The organism is Nocardia sp. NPDC051929, from assembly GCF_044548645.1.
GTDB classification, from domain to species: domain Bacteria; phylum Actinomycetota; class Actinomycetes; order Mycobacteriales; family Mycobacteriaceae; genus Nocardia; species Nocardia sichangensis.
The window spans coordinates 86,577-109,442 of sequence record NZ_JBIUCG010000024.1; the positions used below are offsets into that span (position 1 = coordinate 86,577).

Genomic DNA, 22,866 nt, shown 5'->3' on the forward strand with positions numbered 1-22,866 from the left:
AATGGCCGCAAAGACCACTAATGCGGGTGTCCGGCACAAGGTTTCCGGACCGCACCGGAAGCATTCGGTGACCGTTGGGCATGGATGGCGGAAGTGAGGTCGGCGGTGACGTTGCGCGATGAGCGGCGAGATACCGCGACCACCGTGCGGGAACAGGTCGCGCGCTACCGCGAAGATGCTTCTGCCACCGCCGCCTACGACGAGTGCGGCGCGCCGGTCGCGGGCTACTACGACGAATTGGTCGACGCCGACGGCAAGGTGCGCCGGGTGTGGTCGCAACTGTCCGCCGACTTCGCCGAACTCGGCGGGGACGGTTTGGGCAAGCTGGACAGCCGGGTGCGCAGGCTGATCGACGACGACGGCATCACCTACCTCGAGGCCGGCGCGTCGGCCGAGAACACGCCTGCGCCGTGGCGCCTCGATCCGATTCCCTTGCCGGTCGCCGCGGACGATTGGACCCGGCTGGAGGCCGGGCTGGAACAGCGCTCCCGCGTGTTCGACGAGGTGCTCACCGACATCTACGGTCCACGCAGGACGCTCGCCTCGGGACTGCTCCCACCGGAAGTCGTGTTCGGTAATCGCGGCTACGTACGAGCCGCGCACGGCATCACCGTGCCGGGGCGGCACCAACTCTTCCTGCACGCCTGCGATCTCAGTCGCTGGGGCGACGGCCGGTTCCGGGTGCTCGCCGACTGGGCGCAGGCGCCGTCCGGCGCCGGATACGCGCTGGCCGACCGCAGGGTCGTGTCGACCGCGATCCCGGAGGCATTCGAGCACGCGAATCCGCGTCCGCTGACACCCTTCGCCAGGGCTATGCGATTGATGCTGATCGAATCCGCGCAGACCGACGACGACGAACCGGTGGTCGTCGTGCTCAGTCCAGGCGTGCATTCCGAGACCGCGTTCGATCAGGCCTATCTCGCCTCCACACTCGGCTTTCCGCTGGTTGAGAGCGCCGATCTGGTGGTGCGCGACGGCGCGCTGTGGATGCGGTCGCTCGGCACGCTGAAGCGGGTGGACGTGGTGCTGCGCCGGGTGGGCGCCGAATTCTCCGATCCGCTGGACCTGCGGCCGGATTCGCGGCTGGGCGTGGTGGGACTGGTCGAGGTGCTGCGCCGCGGCGCGGTGACGGTGGTGAACACGCTCGGCAGCGGGCTGCTGGAGAATCCCGCGCTGGCCGGATTCCTGCCCGCCCTGTCGCGCGCACTGCTCGGTGCGGACCTGTTGCTGGAGAACGCGCCGTCGTACTGGGGTGGTCATGAACGGGAGCGCGGACATCTGATCGCGAATCTGGACAAGCTGATCGTTCGCTCGGCGGTCGACGGCGCCACGCTGTTCGGCCCTGAACTGAGTCGGCGGCAGCGCGACGAGATGAAGGCGCGGATCGATGCGCACGGATGGCAATGGGTTGGCCAGGAACCGGCGCAGTTCTCCGTCGCGCCCGCCATCCGCGAGCACGACGGACTCGCCGCGGCTCCGGTCGGCATGCGATTGTTCTCGCTCGCCCATCGGCGCGGCTACACCGTGATGTCCGGCGGTCTCGGCCAGCTACGTCAGCGCACGACCGATCGCGCCGCGCGGAAAGTCGCCGCCAAGGACATCTGGGTGCGGGCCGCGCCGACGGCCGCCGCCGCGATCAGCACCGAGCCGTCGCGCGAGCCGCGGCGCACCGCTCCGGTCGTGGCGGGGATCAGCTCCCCCCGCGTGCTCAACGACCTGTTCTGGATCGGCCGCTACGGCGAGCGCGCGGAGGACACCGCCCGTCTCTTGATCGCCACACACGAGCGTTACCAAGAGTTCCGGTATCGCCCCTGGCTGGAAGGCGCGGGCGCGTTACCGATCCTCTTGGCCGCCCTCGGACGGACCACCGCCACCGCGGCTCCGACCGACGGGCTGTTCGGTCCCGAGGTGCGAGCCTTTGCGCCGCAGCAGAGTTCGGTCGATCGCGGCCTGCTCGCTCCGTCGGGTGCCGGCGTCGACGAAGGTGTGGCGCAGTACGGCGACGAGCGGTCGCACGCTGCGGCCGGATCGTTTCCGGATTCTGGTGATGCTCCGGCATCGCCCGGTGCGGGCGAGTGCGCGCAGGGGACTTCGGTGCCGGTCCGGTCACGATCTTCCGGCCACGAGACAGACGAAAAATCCTCGGCTGCCGCGCCATCCGGATCGGGAATGCCGGAAGACGCTGGGGGAGAAACTGGTTCGAAGCACATTGAGCACCACGATGCCGTGGCCCGGAACGAAGCGATGGCCGGAGCCGGAGCGCGACAACAGGTTAAGGATGGTGTGGAGGCCGTCGCCGAAGGGGCGGAGGACGGCGTGGCCACCGGTGCGGCGCAGGACAGCGCTCCGGCGGTACACCGGGTGCCGGGCGCGTCCCGCGCGGGCCACGACTACCTCGTCGCACTGACGATAGACCGCGAGCTGCCCGGGTCGCTGGCCTTCGCGATCGACCGGTACGGCAGCGCCGCGCGCGCCGTGCGCGACCAGTTGTCGGTGGACACGTGGATGATCCTCGGCTCGGTCGAGCGCGCGCTGGCGTGCTACCCCGCCGCGGTGGACGACCAAGAGGCGGAGTTGTCGGATGTGCATTCGCGAACCCTGGCCGGGCTGCTCGCGCTGTCCGGGATCGACGGCGAGTCGCTGATCCGCGACACCGGGTGGCACGTCAGGGACATCGGTAAGCGGATCGAGCGCGGTCTCGCCCTGACCGCGTTGCTGTCGGCCGCGCTGACCCAACGGTATCCGGAGGAGATCGAACGCGAGGTCACCGAATGGGTGCTGCGCGCCACCGAGTCCTCGGTGAGTTACCGTCGGCGCCACCAGGATTCGGTGCGGATCGCGAACGTCGCCGAGCTCCTGCTGTTCGACACCGCCAATCCGCGATCGCTGGCCTATCAGCTGGGCCGCCTGCACGCTGATTTCCAGGCGCTGCCCGGTGCGTCCGGCTCGTCGCGTCCGCAGCGGCTGCTCGCGGACGCGCGGCGCATGCTGCGCCGCCTCGATCCCGACGATCTCGAGGTCACCGACGCGAACGAACGGCGCACCGAACTGGCGGAGTTGCTGGAGGGAGTGCACGTGCGCCTGCGCAAGGTATCCGAGTCCTTCGAGACCACGACGCTGTCGCTCCCGGTCGACATCCAGCCGCTGTGGGGCAGCGCGCAGGTCGTCGGATGACCGGCCGTGCGGTCCGGCGCTACCGGATCGAGCATCGCACCAAGTACTCGTACTCCGGCGAAGTCATCAACTCCTATGGGCGCGCGTACTTGACGCCGCGCGATCTCCCCGGTCAGCGTCTGCTCGCGCACGAGATCAGGATCGACCCCGCCCCCTCGGACCGGTCGGTCGGCGCGGATGTGTGGGGCAACATCACGTCCTACTTCCACGTCACCACCGAGCATCGTGCTCTGACGGTCGTCGGCGAATCGCTGGTCGAAGTCGACGCGCCCGCCCGCGACGACGCGGGCTCGGCCGCCGAGCCGTGGGAACGCGCGCGCCCGACGGGGGCCAACGGGCCGTTCGCCGTGGAGTTCGCTCTCGACCTGCACCCGCAGGAGATCACGTCGGAGATCGTCGCGTACGCGGCTGAATCCCTCCGGCCGGGCAGGCCGCTGCTCGACGCGGTGGCCGAGTTGAACACCAGGATCTACACCGACTTCGCCTACCGGTCCGGCGCCACGACGGTGTCCACCCGGGTGGCCGACGTGTTCGCGGCCCGCGCAGGCGTCTGCCAGGACTTCGCGCGCCTCGCGGTCGCCTGCTTGCGGTCGCACGGCCTCGCCGCCCGGTACGTGTCCGGCTACCTGGCCACCGATCCACCACCAGGGAAGGAGCGCATGGTCGGCGCCGACGCCACGCACGCCTGGGCGGCGGTATGGGTGCCCGGCGCCGACGGACCCGACCGCTCGGGCCGGTGGATCGACCTCGACCCCACCAACGACCAACTCGGCGACGAGCGCTACATCACCGCCGCCTGGGGCCGCGACTACGCCGACGTCCCTCCGCTGCGCGGCATCATCTACACCGACGCGAAGGACAGCACGATCACCGTCTCCGTCGACGTCACCGAGGTGGGTGTACCAGGCCATCTACCCGCGGCTCGCGAATACGGCCGGTGAAGGCATGGTCCCGGATCGCCGACGAGGTCGAGCGCCCACCGCGCCGACTGGAACGGCGGCGAGGCGAACAACCCAGGCAAATCGGCTCGGGCCCGTGGCGCGGGGTGACGGATGGTCGGACCGTCCGGTTGACGCCGTCCGCGATCCGGCCGGACGTCGGTCGTCAGCGCCCGGCTCGGACGTAGCGGGTCAGCACGGCTGCGCCGACCGTGTCGACCGACAGCAACTCGAGGTCCGCGGGCGGCTCGCCATCGGCGAACAAACGGTCACCGCTACCGAGGACCGTGGGGAAGATCAGCAGTCGGTACTCGTCGACAAGATCCTTTTCCCGCAATGCGCGAACGATGGTCAGGCTGCCGGTGACGATGACGTCGCCGGGTGCGTTCTCCACCGCCGTATGGAGGTCGCCTTCGACAAGCGTGGAATTCGTCCAGCTCGACGTGTCCGCCAGCGTGTGCGAGACAACCAGTTTCGCGGCCTTGTTCATGCGCGTGGCGAAGGGATCGTCGCGTCCGGGCCAGATGGTGGCGAACAACTCCCAGGTGCGTCGGCCCAGCAGCAGCACGCCCTCATCGAGGGCATGCGCCAGGCGGAACTTGTCACCGCCGACGGTCTCGGAACCGTAGCGGAAGGCCCACCCGCCGGTCGCGGTGCCGCCGCGGCCGTCGGGGTCGGACACCCTGCCGTCGAGGGTGACGAACTCGCAGACGATGACGCTCATGACCGGATTCCTTTCGATGGTGTGGCTGTGCACCGGTATGTACCGGCGAACACGCCCGAACTCATCGCTTCGATCCGGATTGCCGCGAATTCAGCTACTCCGGCGACCTGACCGGCGGGAACAGGCTCAGGCGCGCAGGCGCTCCCGGCGGAGCTGGTCGACCTCGGGCAGGTCGAGGGGCGCCAGTTCGGTGACGCCGAGGGCGCGCATCAGCAGCAGGTCGGCGAGTTCGGGGTTACGGGCCAGCGCCGGGCCGTGCATGTAGGTGCCGATCACCGAACCCTGGACGACGCCCTCCAGCCCGTCGCCGACGCCGTTGCCGACGCCGCGGGTGACACGGGCCAGACCCTGCGCGTCGCCGCCGAGTTTCGTTCCGCCCCGGTGATTCTCGAAGCCGGTGAGTGGTGCGGTGAGCCCGTCGAGCAGTGGAGTGGTGGTCACCTCGCCGATGGCGCGTTTGTGCTGCGGCGAGGTGGTGACGTCGAGCAGGCCGACGCCGTCGACTCGCTCGCCCGCCGAGGTCTCGTACCACTGGCCGAGGACTTGGATGGCCGCGCAGATCGACAGCACCGGAGCGCCTCGCCCGGCGGCGCGCTGCAAGCCGGGGTAGCGCTGCAGGTGCCGGGTGGCCAGACGCTGGGCGGAATCCTCCGCGCCGCCCAGGGTGTAGACGTCCAGGGAATCGGGCACCGGCTCCGACAGCGTGATCTCGACGATCTCGGCGTCGTAGCCGCGCATGCGCAGTCGTTGCCGCAGCACGAGCGCGTTGCCGCCGTCGCCGTAGGTGCCCATCACGTCCGGCAGCACCAGGCCGATGCGGAAGGTCGACTCGGTCATGAAGCCCGCTCCTCGAGGTCACGGTTGAGATCACGGAAGGCGGTGTAGTTGGCCAGCACTTCCACATGGCCCGCGGGGCACGACGCGATGGCGCGGACCGGATCGGGCACCAGGGTGTGCTCCACGCCCGCGTAGGTCAGTCGCACCGCCAGGTCGGTGGCGCGTTCGCCCGCCGCCACCACCTGCACGCCTTCGAAGTGCTCGAAGCGCACGTCCCACAGCCAGGACAGGTCCTCGCCGTCGGGTACCTGGCCGTTCACCGCGATCACCAGGCCCGCCGAGGTCGGCTCGATCATCGACAGCGCCTCCTGCCAGCCGGCCGGGTTCTTGGCCAGCAGCAGACGCGCGTCGTGCTCGCCGACCTGCACGGTGCGGTAGCGGCCCGCGATCTCGCGGACCGTGCCCGCGGCCGCGACGGCCTGCTCCGGGTCGGCGCCCAGCGCGACCGCGGCGGCCACCGCCTGTGCGGCGTTGCCGCGGTTGGCCCGGCCCGGCAGTGCGAGCCGCAGCGGGAAACGCTTGCCCTCCCGCCCGACCAGATCGTCCCCGTCGAGCCACCAGTCCGGTTCGGGACGCTGGAAATCCGCTCCGGTACTGCGCCAGTGCGCGCCCTCCCAGACGATCGGCTCGCCGCTGCGCGGGCAGCTGGTCGCGTCCATCGCCCAGCCGCTGCCCGCAGCGACCCACACCACGTTGGGATGGTCGTAGGCGATGGAGGTGACCAGCACGTCGTCGCAGTTGGCGACCACCACGGTGGCCGGGTGCTTCGCCAGGCCCGCGCGCAGCTTGCGCTCGATCATGTTGATCTCGCCGACCCGGTCGAGCTGGTCGCGGCTGAGGTTCAGCAGCACCACCGCCGAGGGGTTCAGCGAATCGGTGACGTGCGGCAGGTGCAGTTCGTCGACCTCGATGGCGGCCAGCGGCGCGCGCCGGTGCGCGTTCAGCGCGGCGACGATGCCCGCGTCCATGTTCGCGCCGTCGGCCTGGGTCGCGACCGCGCCGAGGGTGCTGAGCGCGGCGGTGGTCATCCGCGTGGTGGTCGACTTGCCGTTCGTGCCGGTCACCAGCACGGTGCGCCGCCGCTGCCCGAGCTGGTCCATGACGGTCGGATCGATCTTCAACGCGATCAGTCCGCCGATCATCGACCCTTTGCCACGACCCGCCTTCTGCGAGGCCCAGGACGCCGCGGCCGCCGCCGCCAGCGCGAGCCGTCCGCGCACCGATAGTTCTGCCACGTCGCGAGTCTATGTTCGACGCGCGATCCGGGCGCGCCGCGGTCGGGTGGCGTGGGCCACGCGGGTCAGTCGCGGTAGAGCTTGGCCGCGTAGTTCTCCGGTGAGTAGTAGCGCTCCAGCTCCTCCACCGTCTCCGCGACGTTCGTCTGCACCTCTTTGACCAGGCAGGCGGGACTCGGCAGGGTGTCCTCCGGCCACTGCTCCGGCTCCCAGAGATGGCTGCGCATGAACGCCTTGGCGCAGTGGAAGAAGATCTGGTCGATCTCCACCTCGACAGCGAGGATCGGGCGGTGCCCGCGCACCACCATGTCGTCGAAATACGGCGCGTCGCGCACCAGCCGGGCGCGGCCGTTGATCCGCAGCGTCTCGCGGCGTCCCGGGATCACGAACAGTAGGCCGACGTGCGGGTTGGCCAGGATGTTGAGGTAGCCGTCGGCGCGGCGGTTACCGGGGCGCTCCGGGATGGCGAGGGTGGTGTCGTCGAGCACCCGCACGAACCCCGCCGGATCGCCTTTCGGCGAGGCGTCGCAGTTGCCGTCCGCGTCGCTCGTACTCATCACCAGGAACGGGGAGAGCGCGATCCACTCCCGGTCCCTGGCGTGCAGGACAGGGCGCTCCTTGGTGGCCGCGCGCGGCGCCACCTCGCCGAGCAATGCCCGCAGGTCTGCCGGGTCGGTGATCTCGTCGGAGGCGGTGCTCTCACGCATAGTTCGATTCAAGCACCGCGGCCTGGGGGATGGCGATCGAATTCGGCTCCGGCGAAGGGAGATCGCTCACATCCGCTCAGACGGGGACGTCGAACATGTTCGGTGGCCGGCCGCGTAGCGGTCGGCGTCGAATCCGGCGCGCGGATTCCACAGCGTGGCCTTCAGCTGTGGGTGCGTTCGTATGCACGCACTCTTGCGCCGGTCCGGCTCGGAGATTCCTCACGAGGTCAGGAGTCGATCACCTGGCGATGAAGTCGACAGCCGTTTCCACATTTCCCGGCTGCATTCCAGTGTCGGTCAGCACCTTGAAATCGCATCGACTACGCAGCTTGTACCATCTTCCTCGATCAATTTTCACGCTCGAATGGAGGAGGTAGTCGCGCGGAATGTCTTGATGATCGTCGGAGTACCCGGAAATCCCACCTATAGTTGTATGGCAACTCATGCTGCCGTACACGACGCTTTGAGTCGCGGGCAGTAGCTTCAGCGACCATGCAAATTGTTCGAACTGTAGTTCACCTGTCCGGTGAACTTTGCGATATTGTTCTGAAACTCTCGATATGCGGAATTCGCCGTGAATTCGAGGTCTGCCGGATCGGGTTCAGCGGCAGCGAAGCACGGCATGCATAGAACCGTGGCAGTGGCGAGGGCCGCCGCAAAAGAAAACTTCATTATCCCCCCAGTTGAAAGCGTGATCTACAACCAGTCAATTCTTACTGCGCGCAGGGTGTGGGAGTCTTGTTGGGCGAATTCGTACTCGACCTCGACAACGTCTCCTATCGAGATGTCATCGAAATTCCTCCCACGTAACGAGTCCAATCCGAACCAGATGTGATCTCCGGTGAGCGACTCAACGATCCCAGTCGCGCGCTTGCTGTTCCAGCGCCAAATTTTCCCCGCGTTTTGAGTTCTCCCTCTTCCCCATGCATGGTCAGAGACTATCCTTTCGATTCGGTCAGCACAATGACTCGGAGAACAGAATTCGCCCCTGACGCCAGACCTATCACCCTGCCGCGCGGATCGATCGCGATTCACGCGGGGACGTCGAACATGTTCGGCTGGCCGGCCGCGTAGCGGTCGGCGTCGATGCGGCGCAGCGGTTCCAGTTCGGTGGCGCGGTAGAGGGTGTACATCCGGCAGCGCTCCGCGTTCGAACCGGCCACGTCCAGCAGGGCGTTCACCGCGGCGCGCGCGGACTCGTTGGCGCCCTCCATGGTGGCCAGGTCGACGTTGGTGCGCACGTAATCGCCTGCCAGGAAGAGGTTTTCCAGTGCGCCGTGCGGTTGCGGACGGTACTCCCACGACCCGGCGGTGTTGATGAGCAGCGGGTCGGCGTTGGCGTTGCGCCGCTCGCCCTCCTGCCAGGTGATGCCGGGATCGAGGAACCAGGAGTGCAGGTCGGCGTCGCGCAGCACCTCGCCGCGATCGTCCAAATGGGCCTTGATCTGGGCCCACGCCTCCCGAGCGATCTCCTCGTGGGTGCACTCCTTGGCGGGTTTGCCGAACACGATGCCTGGGGTGTTCCAGTCGGAGATGTCCACCGAAAGGCAGTCCTGCGCGCCGCCGTCGCCGAACTCGGTCAGCTTGCGGCGCCACAGCTGGTTCTGGCTGATCGAGGTGAGCGACCACGGCGCGTCGATGTAGGCGGTGTGACCGCGCGAGATGTCGGCCGGTCGGCGCAGATAGAACTGGATGCCGTTCATCCAGTCGGTGAACAGGTTGTCCATCCCGGCCAAATCGGGCCTGACCTCGAGTACTTGCGGCGACCACAGCGTGCGCGCGCGTTCGGCGGGCAACGCCACGACGAAGTAGTCGGCCTCGACCGTGCGTTGCGCGCCGGTCTCGTCCACGACCCGGGCCGCGACGATCCTGCGGTCGCGCACCTCCAGCTCGCGCACCTCGGCGCCGAGCACGAAATCCGCTCCGAGTTCGCGGATCCGCCGCGTCCACGGCTCGATCCAGACCGCGTTGGTCGGACCGTTCAGTACCCGGTCCAGGCTGCCGTCGTTGCCGATCCCCAAGGGATTGCCGAGGAACTGCTCGCCCATCGTGCCGATGGTGCGCACGCTCGCGATGTTCTCTTTCGCGGCGACCATGATGCTGGTCAGCGTGCGCGACAGCAGCGCGCGGAACTCGTGCGAGCGCGCGTGGCCGCCGACGAAATCGTGCCAGGAGGTGCGCTCCCATTGGCCGAGGCGGCGGGCGTCGCAGCTGGTGTTGAAGACCAGCAGGCGTTCGGCGAAGTAGACGCCCTCGTTGGAAGGCATCTTGAGTGCGGTCGACAGCGCCGCGCCGAGCGTTTCGCGGAAACTGTCCGGGGAGAACTCGGCACGGGCGCGCGGACCGAGCGGGACGCGGAAGTCGTCGCCGCCGTGCCGGGCGAATCGTGCTTCCGGCACCGCGACCAGGTTGTCCCACACGCCGTTCGCGTTGCCAGGGAACGGGATTCGGCGCATCGTGTCCGGCACGTGCTGATAGAAGCCGGGGAAGAAACGGAAGCCGTGTTCGCCGGGCAGATCCGGCCGTCCACCCGTTCCGGTGCCGGGCACGCCGACGCTGCGGGCTTTGCCGCCCCACGCCCGTTTCTCGTAGATGGTGACCTGGAAACCGCGTTCCGCCAGCTCGTGTGCCGCGGTCAGGCCCGCGACACCGCCGCCGAGTACCGCGACCCTTTTGCCGCCGGGATTCGCTGCGGCAGGCGTGGGTTTCAGCGCACCCGCCGTCAGTGCCCCCGCCGTAGCCACCCCCGCCGCGACCGTGTTACGAAGCAGTGCTCTTCGCGATACGGTCCACTGATTGTCTGCCATGCGCCGCTCTGCTGCCTAGCCTAGGGACCAACTTCCACGCCGGGCACTACTGTAAAGCGGCAAGCCGATCGATTCGCACCGACCCCGTACAGCGGCCGGTGCGGAATGCGAATTTCGTGACGGAATGCACACCGAACGTGGGTACGGCCCGCTAGGCCGGGCGACCGGTACCTGCCATCGCGGGTGTTCCCGATGGCTCGATGCGGGCGTTCACCGTAGTCGCGCGTGGCCTGCTCGACGTGGCGGCGAACGCTCCCGCCAGCACCACCACCCCGCCGATCAGCGACAACGTGGTCGGAGTCTCGCCCAGGAAAGTCCACGCCGCGGCGATGCCGACGATGGGAACGAGCAGGGAGAACGGCGCGACCAGGCCGGCCGGATAGCGACCGAGCAGATAGGTCCACAACCCCGTGCCGACCACAGTGGCGAGGACGGCGATATAGGCGAGCGCCAGCAGAGCGGGCAGGCCCGCCGGTGTGAACGCTTCGGCCAAAGCCCGCGCTCCCGTGGTCGGCCCCTCGGCGAACGCCGACAGCGCGAACAGCGGCACCGGCGGGATGGCGGTGGTCCACAGCATCAGGTGCAGCGGGTTGACGCCGGGGGTCTCGGTACCGGCCAGTCGTGCGCCGATATTGCCGAACGCCCAGCCCAACCCACCCGCCAAGGTCAGCAGAACCGGAAGCAGGGTGGCGTGGGCGAGCCGGTCCCAGCCGATCACCGCCATGCCCGCCACCGCGACGGCGATGCCCGCGATCTGCACCGGGCGGATCCGCTCGCCCAGCAGCAGCGTGCCGAGCAGCACGGTGAACGGCGCCGAGGATTGCAGTACCAGCGAGGCCAGGCCGGTCGGCATGCCCACCCGCATCGCGGTGAACAGGAACGCGAACTGCAGGATGCCGAAACCGGTGCCGTACAGAAGGATCCACCGCATCCGCACCGGAGGGCGCGGGATGAAAAGCAGCGCGGGCACCGCGAGCACGGCGAAGCGCAGCGCCGCGAAGAAGAACGGGGGGAAGTGGTCGAGCCCGACCCGGATGGCGAGGAAATTCAATCCCCAGAGCAGGACGACGGTCAGGCCGAGCAGGCGGTCGCGGTTGGTCACGCCTTCATCGTGCGGTCTGCTAAAGATCAGAACAATCGAATAATTATGGATCAATGATGTAGCTTCACTTAATGAATTTCGGTTCCGCACCGGTCGTGGCCGGCCCGCCCATGGCGCTGGAGAGGTTGCGTGTGCTGCGTGAGCTGGCCGATCGCGGCACGGTGGCCGCCGTGGCGGCAGCACTGTCCATGACGCCCTCCGCCGTTTCCCAGCAGCTCAAGGTGCTCGCGCGGGAGGCGGGCGTGGCCCTGCTCGAACCGGACGGCAGACGCGTGCGGCTCACCGACGCGGGTCGTGCACTGGTGGTGCGCGCCGACGAAGTGCTCGCCGCAATGGATCGCGCGGTCGCCGAGATGGCGCACTATCGCGGCTCGCCGCGCGGACGGGTCCGCGTCGCGGTGTTTCCCTCGGGCGGTGCGTTGCTGCTGCCGCATGTGCTGCCCGGCATGGTGGACAGCGGAGTCGAGGTGATCGCGCGCGACGAAGACGTGCCGCCCTCGGAAGTGGCGCGACTGCTCGCCGATTACGACGTGGTGCTGACCCATCGCGACGAGCGCGCCGCACCTATCGCCGACCCGCGCGTCGCGACCCGGGTGCTCATGCGCGAGCCGATCGATGTGGTCGCGGCGCCGACGCATCGGCTCGCTGGCCGTTCAGCCGTCGCGCCGGAGGAACTGGCCGACGAGACCTGGCTCAGCGTGCGGGGCGGTTTTCCCGTCGACGACGTACTGCGCTCGATCGCCACCGTGACCGGCGTACAGCCGCGTATAGCGCAGCGCCTCAACGATTTCCGCGTCATCGAGACGCTGGTCGCCACCGGCTACGGTGTCGCGCTCATGCCTCGCTACGCGGTCGGCCACCCTGATCTGGCGGTGCTACGGCTGTCCGGCGTGCGCGCCGCTCGGATATACGAACTGGCCACCCGGCCCCGGGCCGAGGCCCGTCCGGCGATCGCGGCCGTGCTCGCGGCGTTCGAGTCGGCCGCCGCACTCGCGACGGCCGACTCCGCGCACGGAAAGGGTTCCGCCGCAGGAGCATGATTCCGCGCGACGATCAGAATCCGTGCGGTGGCTGGTGCCGGTAGGGATGCTGGGCCTGCGAGCTGACGTAGCCGAAGTCGTCGGCGACCATCGCCGCCAGCTCCAGCAGCGCCCGCCGGGTCGGCTTGCTCACCAGTTCCAGATCGATTTCCGCGCCCTCGGCGAGGTGATCGTCGAACGGCACGACCTGCACCGCGCGGGTGCGATCGAGGAACAGCTTGCGCAGCTGGTCGAGGTCGACGGTGGACGCGCCGCGCCGGGAAGCGTTCACCACCACGACGGTTCGTTCCACCAGCTTGCCGTAGCCGTGGTGGTCGAGCCAGTCCAGCGTGGCCGACGCGCTGCGCGCGCCGTCGATGGCGGGCGAGGTGACCAGCACCAGCGAGCTCGCCATGTCCAGCACGCCCGCCATCGCCGAGTGCATCAAGCCGGTGCCGCAGTCGGTCAGGATGATGTTGTAGAACGACTGCAGAATGCTGATCGCCTTGCGGTAGTCCGCTTCGCTGAACGCCTCGGAGACCGCCGGATCTTGTTCACTGGCGAGCACTTCCAAGCGGCTCGGCGCCTGCGAGGTGTGCGCCCGCACGTCGGAGTACCTGGTGATGTGCTGATCCTCGAGCAGGTTGCGCACGGTGGAGCGGGTCTGGCGCGGCACCCGGTGCGCGAGCGTGCCCAGGTCGGGGTTGGCGTCGATCGCGATGACCCGGTCGCCACGCTGCGAAGCGAAGGTGGAGCCGAGACCGACCGTGGTGGTGGTCTTCCCGACACCGCCCTTGAGCGAAAGGATCGCGATCCGGTAGTCACCGCGCACCGGCTGGTTCACCCGGTCGGCGAGGTCCTGGTAGACGATGTCGGCCGCCGACTCGCCCGGATTGATCATGCCGCCGGACACCTTGTGCACCGCACGACGCCAGCCGCTGCGCGGCGCCCTGCGGGCGCGCCGGAGCAGATTCAGGTCGTTCACCGAATGTCCCGGCTGGCCGGGCTGCGGCACATGCTGCGGTTGGAACGGCGGTACCGACTGGTGCGGACCCGGCCCGCCTTGCCAGCCCGGCCCCTGCGGTTGCCCGAGCGGCGGCGGAGGCGGCGGTTGATAGGCGGGCGGCGGAGGCTGGTGCGTCACCGGCGGAGGCGGCGGCGCCCAGCTGTAGATCGGGCCGCTGGGCTGATCGAGTTGCGGCGCAGGAGATTCGGGCTGCGCGGAATCCATGGGCACATGCCGGGTCAGGCCGTCGCCGCCGATCTCCTGGCGGTACTCCCCGTAACCGGGATGAGGTCCGTCCGGAGGCGGGGCTATCGGGTGGCTACCGCTATGGCCCGACGGTGGCTGAAAGGCGCCGGTAGTGAACGGCTCTCCTGGAAAGGGCGACGGAGGGGGATACGCGCCCGCGTTCGGCGGGGCGTACGAGCCGTAGGGCTCGGCCGGTCCGGCCTGCGGGGGAGCCCATGCCTGCGCCACCGGGGCGGCTTGCGGGTAGGCCGTGGTCTGCTCCGTCGAGCCGTGCGGCTCGGGCTGTTCGGGTTGGGCGTCCGGCTGGGCCGACCCGGCCGACACGTCGGTTTCCTTCGCTTCCGTGCCGCCGGCCGGCTCGGCCGACGGGTCCTTGGCCGATGACTCCACGTCGCTGACTTCGGCCGTATCCACGGAATGACTCTGCAGCCAGGGTGGAGAGGTCGGATTGTGGTCGTTTGCTGTCACGGTTCCCCCATCTGCTCGGGAGTTCGAGCAGAGAGCTCGGCGCTTGGAGTGCGAATCCAACGCTAGCACGGGGTTCGCTACCCCGTGTCGCGGTAGGCATGCCGGGCTTGGGGAGCCGAATGCCCGCGACAAATGGTCTGTCCCAGCGAGATCGGGCGCCGCGCGGTGGAACCCGCGCGGCGCCCGTCCGCGTACTTGCCGAGATGCGCTGTCAGTGCGCCCGGTTCACCGCCGACACCACCGCGCGCAGCGACGCGGTCGTGATCGAGGTGGCGATGCCGACGCCCCACACCACCTTGTCGCCGATCGCGCACTCCACGTAGGCGGCGGCCTGCGCGTCGTCACCCGCGGACATGGCGTGCTCGGAGTAGTCCAGCACCTCGACGTCGAAACCGACGGCGGCGATCGCGTCGACGAACGCCGCGAGCGGTCCGTTGCCCTTGCCGGTGATCTCCTGCTCGACGCCGTCGACCTTCACCACGGCCACGATCGAGTCGACCCCGCCGTCGGTCTCCGACGCGGTGACCTTCTGGCGTATCCGCTCCAGCGGCCGGATCGGGCTCAGGTACTCCTCGTGGAAGACGTCCCACATCTCCTTGGGCGTCACCTCGCCGCCCTCGCCGTCGGTGATCTTCTGGATCGCCTGGGAGAACTCGATCTGCAGCCGCCTCGGCAACGCCAGCCCGTGGTCGGTCTTCATGATGTAGGCGACGCCGCCCTTGCCGGACTGCGAGTTGACCCGGATGACCGCCTCGTAGGTGCGACCCACGTCCTTCGGGTCGATCGGCAGGTAGGGCACCTCCCAGACGATGTCGTCGACGTCCGCCTCGGCGGCGTCGGCCGCGGTCTTCATCGCGTCCAGACCCTTGTTGATGGCGTCCTGGTGGCTGCCGGAGAACGCGGTGTAGACCAGGTCGCCGCCGTACGGGTGCCGCTCGTGCACCGGCAACTGGTTGCAGTACTCGACGGTGCGGCGGACCTCATCGATGTCGGAGAAGTTGATCTGCGGATCGACGCCGCGGGAGAACAGGTTCATCCCCAGCGTGACCAGGCACACGTTGCCGGTGCGCTCGCCGTTGCCGAACAGGCAGCCCTCGATCCGGTCGGCGCCGGCCTGGTAGCCCAGCTCGGCGGCGGCCACGGCGGTGCCGCGGTCGTTGTGCGGGTGCAGCGACAGCACGATCGCCTCGCGGCGGGCCAAGTTGCGGCTCATCCACTCGATCGAGTCGGCGTAGACGTTCGGAGTCGCCATCTCCACGGTGGCGGGCAGGTTGATGATCAGCGGCTTCTCCGGCGTCGGGGCGATGATCGCCGAGACCGCGTCGCAGACGTCCTTGGCGTACTCCAGCTCCGTGCCGGTGTAGGACTCCGGGCTGTACTCGTAACGCCAATTGGTGTCCGGGTAGCGCTGCTCGATCTCCAGGCACAACGCGGCGGCGTCGGTGGCGATCTTCTTGACCGCGTCGCGGTCGGCGCGGAAGACCACCTTGCGCTGCAGGATCGAGGTGGAGTTGTAGAAGTGCACGATGACGTTCTGCGCGCCCGCGCAGGCTTCGAACGTGCGCTCGATCAGCTCCGGGCGGCACTGGGTGAGCACCTGAATGGTGACGTCGTCGGGGATCGCGCCGTCCTCGATGATCTCGCGGACGAAGTCGAAATCGGTCTGACTGGCCGAGGGGAAGCCGACCTCGATCTCCTTGTAACCCATCCGCACCAGCAGGTCGAACATGCGGCGCTTGCGGGCCGGGCTCATCGGGTCGATCAACGCTTGGTTGCCGTCGCGCAGGTCGACCGCGCACCAGCCGGGCGCCCGGTCGATGACCTTGTCCGGCCAGGTGCGGTCGGGCAGCGTGATCGGCTCGACCTCCTCGGCGAAGGGCCGGTAACGGAACGTCGGCATCGAGGAGTTCTTCTGTTTGTTCCAGCCGGGCTGGTCGGCGGGGGCTGGTCTGCTAGGCGCGGTGATGGTGCGCGCGCCGGACACAAATGCGTCAGCAGGGGACATGGGCGGTTCTCCCGAGGATGTCGTTTTTCCCAATGGGGCTGGTCGACCGGCGCGGCAAAACCCCGCGACGGGAGCCGGTCCGATCAGACCCCGTCGCGGCGGTCGAGAAGAAGTGCCCGCTGCATGATGTCCGCGAGTTTACCGTGCGGAGATACTGCCGGGAAGGGTGGTCCCGTCGTCGGGTGATCCGACGACCCCGCTACCGTTCGGTCCGGCAGTGAACCACGCTTGTACGGGCCCAGGGTCCGACGGGACGTCGAAGGATTGGCAATGACCTGGCTGGAGCAACTGGCCGTCTTCGGTGCGGGCATCGCGGCGGGCGGCATCAATACGATCGTCGGCTCCGGCACGCTGATCACCTTTCCCGTTCTGCTCGCGTTCGGCCTGCCGCCGGTGACCGCGAATGTGTCCAACACCATCGGTCTGGTCCCCGGCTCGATCAGTGGCGTGCACGGATACCGCCGCGAACTGGCGGGGCAGCGCGAGCGGCTGCTGCGCTTGGGCACCGCCTCGCTGCTCGGCGGCATCACCGGTGCGGTGCTGCTGCTGGTGCTGCCCGCCCAAGCGTTCAAGGCGATCGTGCCCATTCTCATCATGGTGGCATTGGTGCTGGTCGTCGTGCAGCCACGGCTGGCGAGCTGGGTCAAGCGCCGCCGGGAGAACGACGGCGCCCCGGTGCCGGAGCACGGGGGGCCCATCCTGCTCGCCGCGGTTTACGCCGCCGGTGTCTACGGCGGGTACTTCGGGGCCGCGCAAGGCGTGCTGCTGATCGGGTTGCTCGGCGTTTTCGTGCACGACGACATCCAGCGCCTCAACGGGGCGAAGAACGTGCTCGCCCTGATCGTCAACGCGGTCTCCGCGCTGATCTTCATCGTCGTTGCGGACGTGGACTGGCGCGCGGTGGTGCTGATCGCGCTCGGCTCGATCATCGGCGGGCAACTCGGCGCGCGGTTGGGCAGGCGGATGCCGCCGACCTTGCTGCGGGCGGTCATCGTCGTGGTCGGACTGATCGCGGTGATCCGTTTGGTGACGTCCTAGAGCCGGATGTCAATCCTCAGGGTGACGACGGCCGCCGGGCACGGAGCCCAGGATGAATGCCGTGCCTAGCTGGAGAATCGTCATCGTCGCCGCGCTCGCCGCGCTGCTGCCCGTGGTGAGCGGCTGCGGCGGCCCGCCGAGCCGACACGAGTCGGCGGTCGCGGACCTGGTCGCCCAGGCCGACGCCGCGCCGACGCCCCGGCTGGAGTGGGCGGGGTGCGCGGAGCCGGAGCTGAGCCGATTGCAGTGCGCGACCGCGCAAGTTCCGGTGGACTACGCGCACCCCGACGGCCCGACCCTCGGGCTGGCGGTGGTGCGTCAGCAGGCCGCCGACCCGCAGCGGCGGATCGGCACGCTGTTCTCCGCCGTCGGCGGTCCCGGAGGCTCGGGGCTGCGCTGGGCGGCGAAGGGAGAACTGTTAGGCGGCGAACTCGCGCGCCGCTTCGACGTGGTCACCTTCGACCAGCGCGGCGTCGGCCGCAGCGGGCAGGTGCGGTGTTTCGCGGACGCCGAGCAGCAGCGGCGGTTCTGGTCCGGCGCCCCGCTGCCGCCCGTGCGTCCGGAGCAGGAGCGCGCGGCCGACGCGGCGAGCCGCGAACTGGCCGCCGGTTGCGCGGCGCACGGCGGCGCGTTGCTCGGGCACCTGACCACCGTCGACGCGGCGCGCGACCTGGACCTGCTGCGCCGGGCCGTCGGCGACCCCCAGCTGACCTATGAAGGCGGTTCCTACGCGAGCTACCTGGGCCAGATGTACGGCGCGCTGTTCGGCGATCGGGTGCGCGCCCTGCACCTGGCGTCGATGATCGACCCGGACGCCTACACCAACGACACGCGCAGCGCCATCGAGACCACCGCGGCCGGGACCGAGGAAGTGCTCGATGAATTCCTGCGGTTGTGCGCGGACGCGGGCCGGGAGCGCTGTGCCTTCGCGGCGCCGGACGGCGGCGCGGGTGATTCCGGCCGCTCCACTGACCTTCGCGCTCGCAATGACGCTGTGCTGCAACGTCTTCGCGACGCGCCGCTGGTGGTGGGGGCCGGGGAGCGAGCGCGCACGGTCACCTACGCCGAGGCCCTGTCGTCGCATGCGCTGTTGCTGTACGACCCGGACGACGGTTGGCCCGCCCTGGCTCAACTGCTCGCCGAACTGGAGCGCGGCCCCTCGGGCGATCCCGACACGGTCGGCCGGATCCTCTCGGCCACAACGCAACCGTATGACTTCCTCGACTCGTTTACGGCGATCTCCTGTGCGGACAACAACTTTCCCCGTGACTCGGCCCAATGGCCTTCGCTTGCAAAGGATCTGGCGCGTGTCAGCTCTACTTACGGCCCGCTCTGGCTGTGGCTGCACCAGGCCTGCGCCTCTTGGCCGTCGCCGCCCGAGGGGTATGCCCAGCGATACGCCGGGCCGTGGATCCTGCGATCGGACACCCCAGCCGTGCTGGTGAACAACCGATTCGACCCGGTCACCCCGCTCAGCGCCGCGCGGCGCGCGCAGCGGGAACTGGTGAACGCACGGTTGGTCGTCGTCGAAGGCGGCTACGGGCACGCTGTGCTCGGCGAATGCACACGCAAACTGCGCGAGCGCTATCTCGTCGACTTGCAACTGCCCGCCCCGGGAGCGACCTGTCGCGCGGACGAGCTGCCGTTCGAGCGATAGCGAAAACGGATATCTGTTCACAAATCGGGAATACCGGTAATCTGCGCACGCTAAGCCTGATGATGGAAGGTGACCGGTGCGTAGACGTGCCTTGTTCAAGGCGGCTGGCACGGCCGCCCTGCTCGGTGCTGTGGGATCGATGACGGGGACCGGTGCGGCGTCCGCGGATCCGATGTGGGAGGCCCTGTTCCACGCTTGGGTTCCGGAGATCTTCGCCCCGATTCCCGACCCGCCGGAGCACTCGCCCGCGATCGTCGTCGGCTCGGGCTTCGGCGCCGCGGTGTCCGCGTTGCGCCTGGCCGAGGCCGGGGTGGCCACCACCGTGCTGGAGCGCGGTTCGCGCTGGCCGAACGACCCGTGGCGGGAGATCTTCACCGGCGACGACCTCCCCGACGGTCGCGGCTTCTGGCACCGCACCAACTTCACCGGCGTCACCAAGGTGCCGATGCATTTCGCCAGTTTCGGCGGCGTGCTGGACTGCACCGAGTATCCGGGCATCGACGTCTGGCGCGCGGCTGCCGTCGGCGGCGGTTCGGTGATCTTCAGCGGCGCCATGATCGCCCCGGAGCGCCGCTTCTTCGACCACGTCTTCGGTGGCGGCGTCGACTACGGCGAGATGGAGCGCGTCTACTACCCGCGCGTGCGCCAGATGTTGCGGCTGAGCCCGATGCCCGCGGACATCTACAACTCCTCGCCGTTCGCGCACTCCCGCGCCTGGGACGACCAGGTGCGCAAGGCAGGCTATCAACCCCAGGCCAACGACTCGATTTTCAACTGGGACATCCTGCGCGCCGAATTGGCCGGAGCGTCAAGGGCTTCCGCGACGGCGGCCAGGAGCAATCTGGGCAACTCCAACGGCGCCAAGTTCGACCTGAATCAGAACTACCTGGCATACGCACAGGGCACCGGCCGGTGCGGAGTCTTCCCCGGCCACCGAGTCGACGCCATCGCGCAGGAATCCGGCGGCCGCTACGCGGTCACCGTGGCGAAGCTGTCGCCGACCGGTGACGTGTTGTCCACCCGCACCCTCACCTGTGATCGGCTCTTCCTCGGCGCCGGGTCGATCGGTACCTCCGAACTGCTGGTCCGTGCGCAGGCCACCGGCGCGCTACCGAACCTGAACGAACACGTCGGCGACGGGTGGGGCACCAACGGTGACGTGGTCCTGGCTCGCGGGGCCAGCGCGCTGGCCGGTCAGGGTCAAGGCGTGCCGAGCGCGAGCCGGATCTTCGACGAGTCCGCCGTGCCGCTGACCCTGGAGAGCTGGTACATCCCCGGCATCCCGTTCGAGACCGGCGCGCTCGCCTCGCTCGGCATGGTGCTCGACTCGACCCGCACCCGGTTCGGCTACGACCGGGCCACGAACCGAGTCGGGCTGAGCTGGTCGGTCAAGAACCGGGACGAGACGGTCGCGCTGGCCCGCGCGGTCGACCACCGGATCGCCGAACGCGCGGACGCCCTCGTCGAGTACAGCGCCCTCGGCTACGACGCGAACGCGCTGTTCACCGCGCATCCACTCGGTGGGGCGGTGCTCGGGCGCGCCACCGACGGCTACGGCCGGGTGCACGGTCACCCCGGCCTCTACGTGATGGACGGCGCCGCGATACCCGGCAGCACCGGAACGGTCAACCCGTCGCTGACCATCGCCGCGCTGGCCGAACGCAATATCGAGGCGATCGTTCGCACCGGTCGCTGAAATCCGCCTGCGCCGGGCGAAGCGTTCGCCCGGCGTCTTTCCCGGGGGTATCGCCAACCGTGCCGAGCGTGCTTTCCGCGTACTAATGTCGGCGGCACCGTTCGGCGTCGAAGGGAACCGCAGTGTCCGCTCCCAGCTCGGGTATCGAGAGCTCCTCCGTCGAGCGATACGGTCTGCGGGACGCGCCGGAGCCGCAGGACTATCCGCGCAAGCCGCCCATGCTCTGGACCGATTTCCTGATGCTGGCGCTGGCCATCGTGTCCGTGGCGCTGGTCGCCTGGATCACCTTCTTCCCGGTCTCCGGGCACACCTACCACGTGGTCGTGGTCGTCGACTGGACGTTGTGCGGGGTGTTCGCGATCGAGTTCCTGTGGCGCTGGCGCCGCGCGGGCTGGCCGTGGACCTTCCCGTTCATCTATTGGTACGAGGTCGTCGGCATGATCCCGGTGACCAGCCCGTTCTTCCGCGGCTTCCGATTGTTGCGGGTCGTGGTGATCGGCGTCCGGCTGGCCCGGGTGGCCGACCGGGTGTTCGGCGACCGAGTGACCGCCGCGGTGGTGAACCGGTTCGTGGCGACCATCGTCGACACCATCCGCCGTCCGATGACGATCGCGGTGATGGACGAGGTGGCCGAGGTGCTGCGCACCGGCCACTACACCCGCAACATCGCGGCCGCCCTGGAGGAGAACCGCGCCGAGCTGGACGAGATGATCGTGGAGTTGATCAAGAAGGACCCGCAGGCGGGACGGGTGCGCTACATCCCGTTCCACGACGAGATCATCCGGCTGATCGCCGACACCACGTTCCGCATCGTGTTCCAGGTGCTGGAGGATCCGCGCACCGACGAACTCGTCGCGGACGTGCTGCGGGAGAACATCGATCAGATCCGCGACGCGGTTCGCGACGGTGTGCGGGTGCCGCCGTCCGCGTACGGGCCCACGCCCGACGAGGACTGCGTGCGGCATCGGCTCAATCAGGTACCGCGTGCCTGATCGCGTCCCGCGGCTGTGCCAAACGCACAGTCTCCCAAGCGATCAGCGCGACCATGACGCCGCACAGCAGGGCCAGCGAAGCCAGCGCGGGCAAGGCGCAGGCCAACGGGATGAGCGCCAGCAGCACCACGATGGCGACCACGCGCGGCGCCGTGACGGTGCGCGTGGCGTAGTGCTTGAAACCCACCAGCGCGATCAGATACAGCACGACGCCGCCGTAGAGGGCGTAGAGCGGAATTCCGTACAGCGCGTCCTTCAAAGTGTGGTGTGCGGAATCCCCGACGTAGTACAGGACCTTCTTCAGCCCCAGCGACAGCGCGATGATCCCGACGATCATCGGGAAATGCCAGAAGGTGTAGGACGCCTGCGCGATCTTGATCTGCCGCTTGCCCTCGGCGTGGACCAGTTCGTGCTCCACCGCCAGGGCCGCGACGTCGAAATACGCCCACCACAGCAGACCGGAAATGGCGAGGCCGAGCAGCGAGCCGAGCGCGATCGGCCAGGAGATCGGCAGGCCGGCCACCCCGATACCGATCGAGACGATCGATTCACCGAGCGCGACGATGATGATCAGCCCGTATCGCTCGACGAAATGGGTGGCCGAATTCAACCGCCAATCGGTGCCCGCGAACAGTGTCCAGAGGTAGTCGCCCGCGATCGCGGCTATCCACAGCGCGATCTGCACGCGACCGGTGGTCATGGCGGCGACGACGAGCAATGTGGTGCCGAGGGTGATCGACCCGAGCGCCCAGCGCAGCAGCTGGCCGCGCAATTGCGCATCCTCGGAACTGGCCAGCCAGAACATCCCGAAATGCACCAACCGCACGATCAGGTACGCGACGGCGAAGACCAGCGGACCGAACCATCCTCCGGCCAGATCTCGGAACGCCTCCGGGATGGTGAGCGCGGCGAGGAAGGCGCCGCCCATCGCGGCGAACATCGCGACCCGCGCGATGCCCTCGTCGGCGCGGACGACGTTGCCGAGCCAGGAATAGGCGATCCACAGCCACCACATCACCGCGAGCACCAGCAGCCCGCGCAGCATGTTCTTCGCGCTGGTCTCCTCCGCGACCAAGCCGGTGACCATGGTGAACGCGAAGACGAGCACCAGGTCGAAGAACAACTCGAGCTGGGTCACCGACGCGCCTTCGGCCATCGGCTGGAACCGCACCCGTTTGGAACCGATCATGCGCTCATCGTCGCACCCCGGCCGAT

Annotated in this window: 16 protein-coding genes; 7 read left to right on the top strand and 9 right to left on the bottom strand. The window is 68.8% G+C overall.

Annotated features, from left to right (window positions below):
• The first annotated feature begins 84 nt into the window (after nt 1–84).
• Together ACIHAX_RS29535 and ACIHAX_RS29540 are read left to right on the top strand one after the other, a co-directional pair.
• Nucleotides 85–3,174 (top strand): circularly permuted type 2 ATP-grasp protein, encoded by a 3,090-nt coding sequence (locus ACIHAX_RS29535; protein ID WP_397280818.1) that lies wholly within the window; start codon nt 85–87, stop codon nt 3,172–3,174.
• Nucleotides 3,171–4,115 (top strand): transglutaminase N-terminal domain-containing protein, encoded by a 945-nt coding sequence (locus tag ACIHAX_RS29540; RefSeq protein ID WP_397280820.1) that lies wholly within the window; start codon nt 3,171–3,173, stop codon nt 4,113–4,115. The genes ACIHAX_RS29535 and ACIHAX_RS29540 overlap by 4 nt, the downstream gene beginning before the upstream one ends.
• A gap of 163 nt (nt 4,116–4,278) precedes the next feature.
• Here ACIHAX_RS29540 and ACIHAX_RS29545 read toward each other — a convergent pair whose 3' ends face one another.
• The 6 genes from ACIHAX_RS29545 to ACIHAX_RS29570 form a co-directional block, all read right to left on the bottom strand.
• A complete protein-coding gene (locus ACIHAX_RS29545) occupies nt 4,279–4,836 on the bottom strand; it encodes a dihydrofolate reductase family protein (protein WP_397280822.1) in 558 nt (185 codons plus the stop codon).
• A 126-nt stretch (nt 4,837–4,962) separates the two neighbouring features.
• On the bottom strand, nt 4,963–5,673 hold the full coding sequence (locus tag ACIHAX_RS29550) for a glutamine amidotransferase (protein WP_356963429.1): 711 nt from the start codon (nt 5,671–5,673) through the stop codon (nt 4,963–4,965).
• Nucleotides 5,670–6,908, bottom strand: a complete 1,239-nt coding sequence (locus ACIHAX_RS29555; protein WP_355078717.1) for a Mur ligase family protein — start codon at nt 6,906–6,908, stop codon at nt 5,670–5,672. Before ACIHAX_RS29555 ends, ACIHAX_RS29550 begins: the two co-directional genes overlap by 4 nt.
• A 65-nt stretch (nt 6,909–6,973) precedes the next feature.
• On the bottom strand, nt 6,974–7,615 hold the full coding sequence (locus ACIHAX_RS29560) for a pyridoxamine 5'-phosphate oxidase family protein (RefSeq protein ID WP_355078716.1): 642 nt from the start codon (nt 7,613–7,615) through the stop codon (nt 6,974–6,976).
• A gap of 1,031 nt (nt 7,616–8,646) precedes the next feature.
• The gene (locus tag ACIHAX_RS29565; RefSeq protein ID WP_364435898.1) at nt 8,647–10,422 is read right to left on the bottom strand and encodes an FAD-dependent oxidoreductase; all 1,776 of its coding nucleotides are present in this window, start codon (nt 10,420–10,422) and stop codon (nt 8,647–8,649) included.
• A gap of 151 nt (nt 10,423–10,573) precedes the next feature.
• Nucleotides 10,574–11,524, bottom strand: coding sequence for an EamA family transporter (locus tag ACIHAX_RS29570; RefSeq protein ID WP_355078713.1), 951 nt, complete (start codon nt 11,522–11,524; stop codon nt 10,574–10,576).
• 110 nt (nt 11,525–11,634) lie between these two features.
• On the opposite strand from ACIHAX_RS29570, the gene ACIHAX_RS29575 reads away from it, so the two are divergent.
• Complete coding sequence (locus tag ACIHAX_RS29575) at nt 11,635–12,564, top strand: LysR family transcriptional regulator (protein WP_355078738.1); 930 nt, start codon at nt 11,635–11,637, stop codon at nt 12,562–12,564.
• A gap of 13 nt (nt 12,565–12,577) precedes the next feature.
• Here ACIHAX_RS29575 and ACIHAX_RS29580 read toward each other — a convergent pair whose 3' ends face one another.
• The gene (locus ACIHAX_RS29580) at nt 12,578–14,209 is read right to left on the bottom strand and encodes an AAA family ATPase (RefSeq protein WP_397280825.1); all 1,632 of its coding nucleotides are present in this window, start codon (nt 14,207–14,209) and stop codon (nt 12,578–12,580) included.
• Nucleotides 14,210–14,474: 265 nt separating this feature from the next.
• The gene (leuA, locus tag ACIHAX_RS29585) at nt 14,475–16,268 is read right to left on the bottom strand and encodes a 2-isopropylmalate synthase (RefSeq protein ID WP_397280827.1); all 1,794 of its coding nucleotides are present in this window, start codon (nt 16,266–16,268) and stop codon (nt 14,475–14,477) included.
• A 270-nt stretch (nt 16,269–16,538) separates the two neighbouring features.
• Here leuA and ACIHAX_RS29590 point away from each other — a divergent pair, with 270 nt between their 5' ends.
• The 4 genes from ACIHAX_RS29590 to ACIHAX_RS29605 all read left to right on the top strand — a co-directional run bounded on the left by ACIHAX_RS29590 (nt 16,539) and on the right by ACIHAX_RS29605 (nt 21,651).
• Nucleotides 16,539–17,306, top strand: a complete 768-nt coding sequence (locus ACIHAX_RS29590) for a sulfite exporter TauE/SafE family protein (RefSeq protein ID WP_364435893.1) — start codon at nt 16,539–16,541, stop codon at nt 17,304–17,306.
• A 52-nt stretch (nt 17,307–17,358) separates the two neighbouring features.
• Nucleotides 17,359–18,963, top strand: coding sequence for an alpha/beta hydrolase (locus tag ACIHAX_RS29595; protein WP_397280829.1), 1,605 nt, complete (start codon nt 17,359–17,361; stop codon nt 18,961–18,963).
• 76 nt (nt 18,964–19,039) lie between these two features.
• On the top strand, nt 19,040–20,659 hold the full coding sequence (locus tag ACIHAX_RS29600) for a GMC oxidoreductase (protein ID WP_355078708.1): 1,620 nt from the start codon (nt 19,040–19,042) through the stop codon (nt 20,657–20,659).
• Nucleotides 20,660–20,781: 122 nt separating this feature from the next.
• Nucleotides 20,782–21,651 carry an ion transporter gene (locus tag ACIHAX_RS29605; protein ID WP_355078707.1) on the top strand — a complete coding sequence of 290 codons (870 nt, stop codon included), beginning with the start codon at nt 20,782–20,784 and terminating at the stop codon, nt 21,649–21,651.
• Here the strand turns inward: ACIHAX_RS29605 and ACIHAX_RS29610 are convergent.
• Entirely contained in the window at nt 21,629–22,840 is a 1,212-nt protein-coding gene (locus ACIHAX_RS29610) for a low temperature requirement protein A (RefSeq protein WP_356963438.1), read from the bottom strand. The genes ACIHAX_RS29605 and ACIHAX_RS29610 overlap by 23 nt on opposite strands.
• Nucleotides 22,841–22,866 lie beyond the last annotated feature (26 nt).

Coding starts and splice junctions, on each gene's coding strand:
- ACIHAX_RS29535 (WP_397280818.1), top strand. CDS start 85: ATGGCGGAAGTGAGGTCGGCGGTGACGTTGCGCGATGAGCGGCGAGAT.
- ACIHAX_RS29540 (WP_397280820.1), top strand. CDS start 3,171: ATGACCGGCCGTGCGGTCCGGCGCTACCGGATCGAGCATCGCACCAAG.
- ACIHAX_RS29545 (WP_397280822.1), bottom strand. CDS start 4,836: ATGAGCGTCATCGTCTGCGAGTTCGTCACCCTCGACGGCAGGGTGTCC.
- ACIHAX_RS29550 (WP_356963429.1), bottom strand. CDS start 5,673: ATGACCGAGTCGACCTTCCGCATCGGCCTGGTGCTGCCGGACGTGATG.
- ACIHAX_RS29560 (WP_355078716.1), bottom strand. CDS start 7,615: ATGCGTGAGAGCACCGCCTCCGACGAGATCACCGACCCGGCAGACCTG.
- ACIHAX_RS29565 (WP_364435898.1), bottom strand. CDS start 10,422: ATGGCAGACAATCAGTGGACCGTATCGCGAAGAGCACTGCTTCGTAAC.
- ACIHAX_RS29575 (WP_355078738.1), top strand. CDS start 11,635: ATGGCGCTGGAGAGGTTGCGTGTGCTGCGTGAGCTGGCCGATCGCGGC.
- leuA (WP_397280827.1), bottom strand. CDS start 16,268: ATGTCCCCTGCTGACGCATTTGTGTCCGGCGCGCGCACCATCACCGCG.
- ACIHAX_RS29590 (WP_364435893.1), top strand. CDS start 16,539: ATGACCTGGCTGGAGCAACTGGCCGTCTTCGGTGCGGGCATCGCGGCG.
- ACIHAX_RS29595 (WP_397280829.1), top strand. CDS start 17,359: ATGAATGCCGTGCCTAGCTGGAGAATCGTCATCGTCGCCGCGCTCGCC.
- ACIHAX_RS29610 (WP_356963438.1), bottom strand. CDS start 22,840: ATGATCGGTTCCAAACGGGTGCGGTTCCAGCCGATGGCCGAAGGCGCG.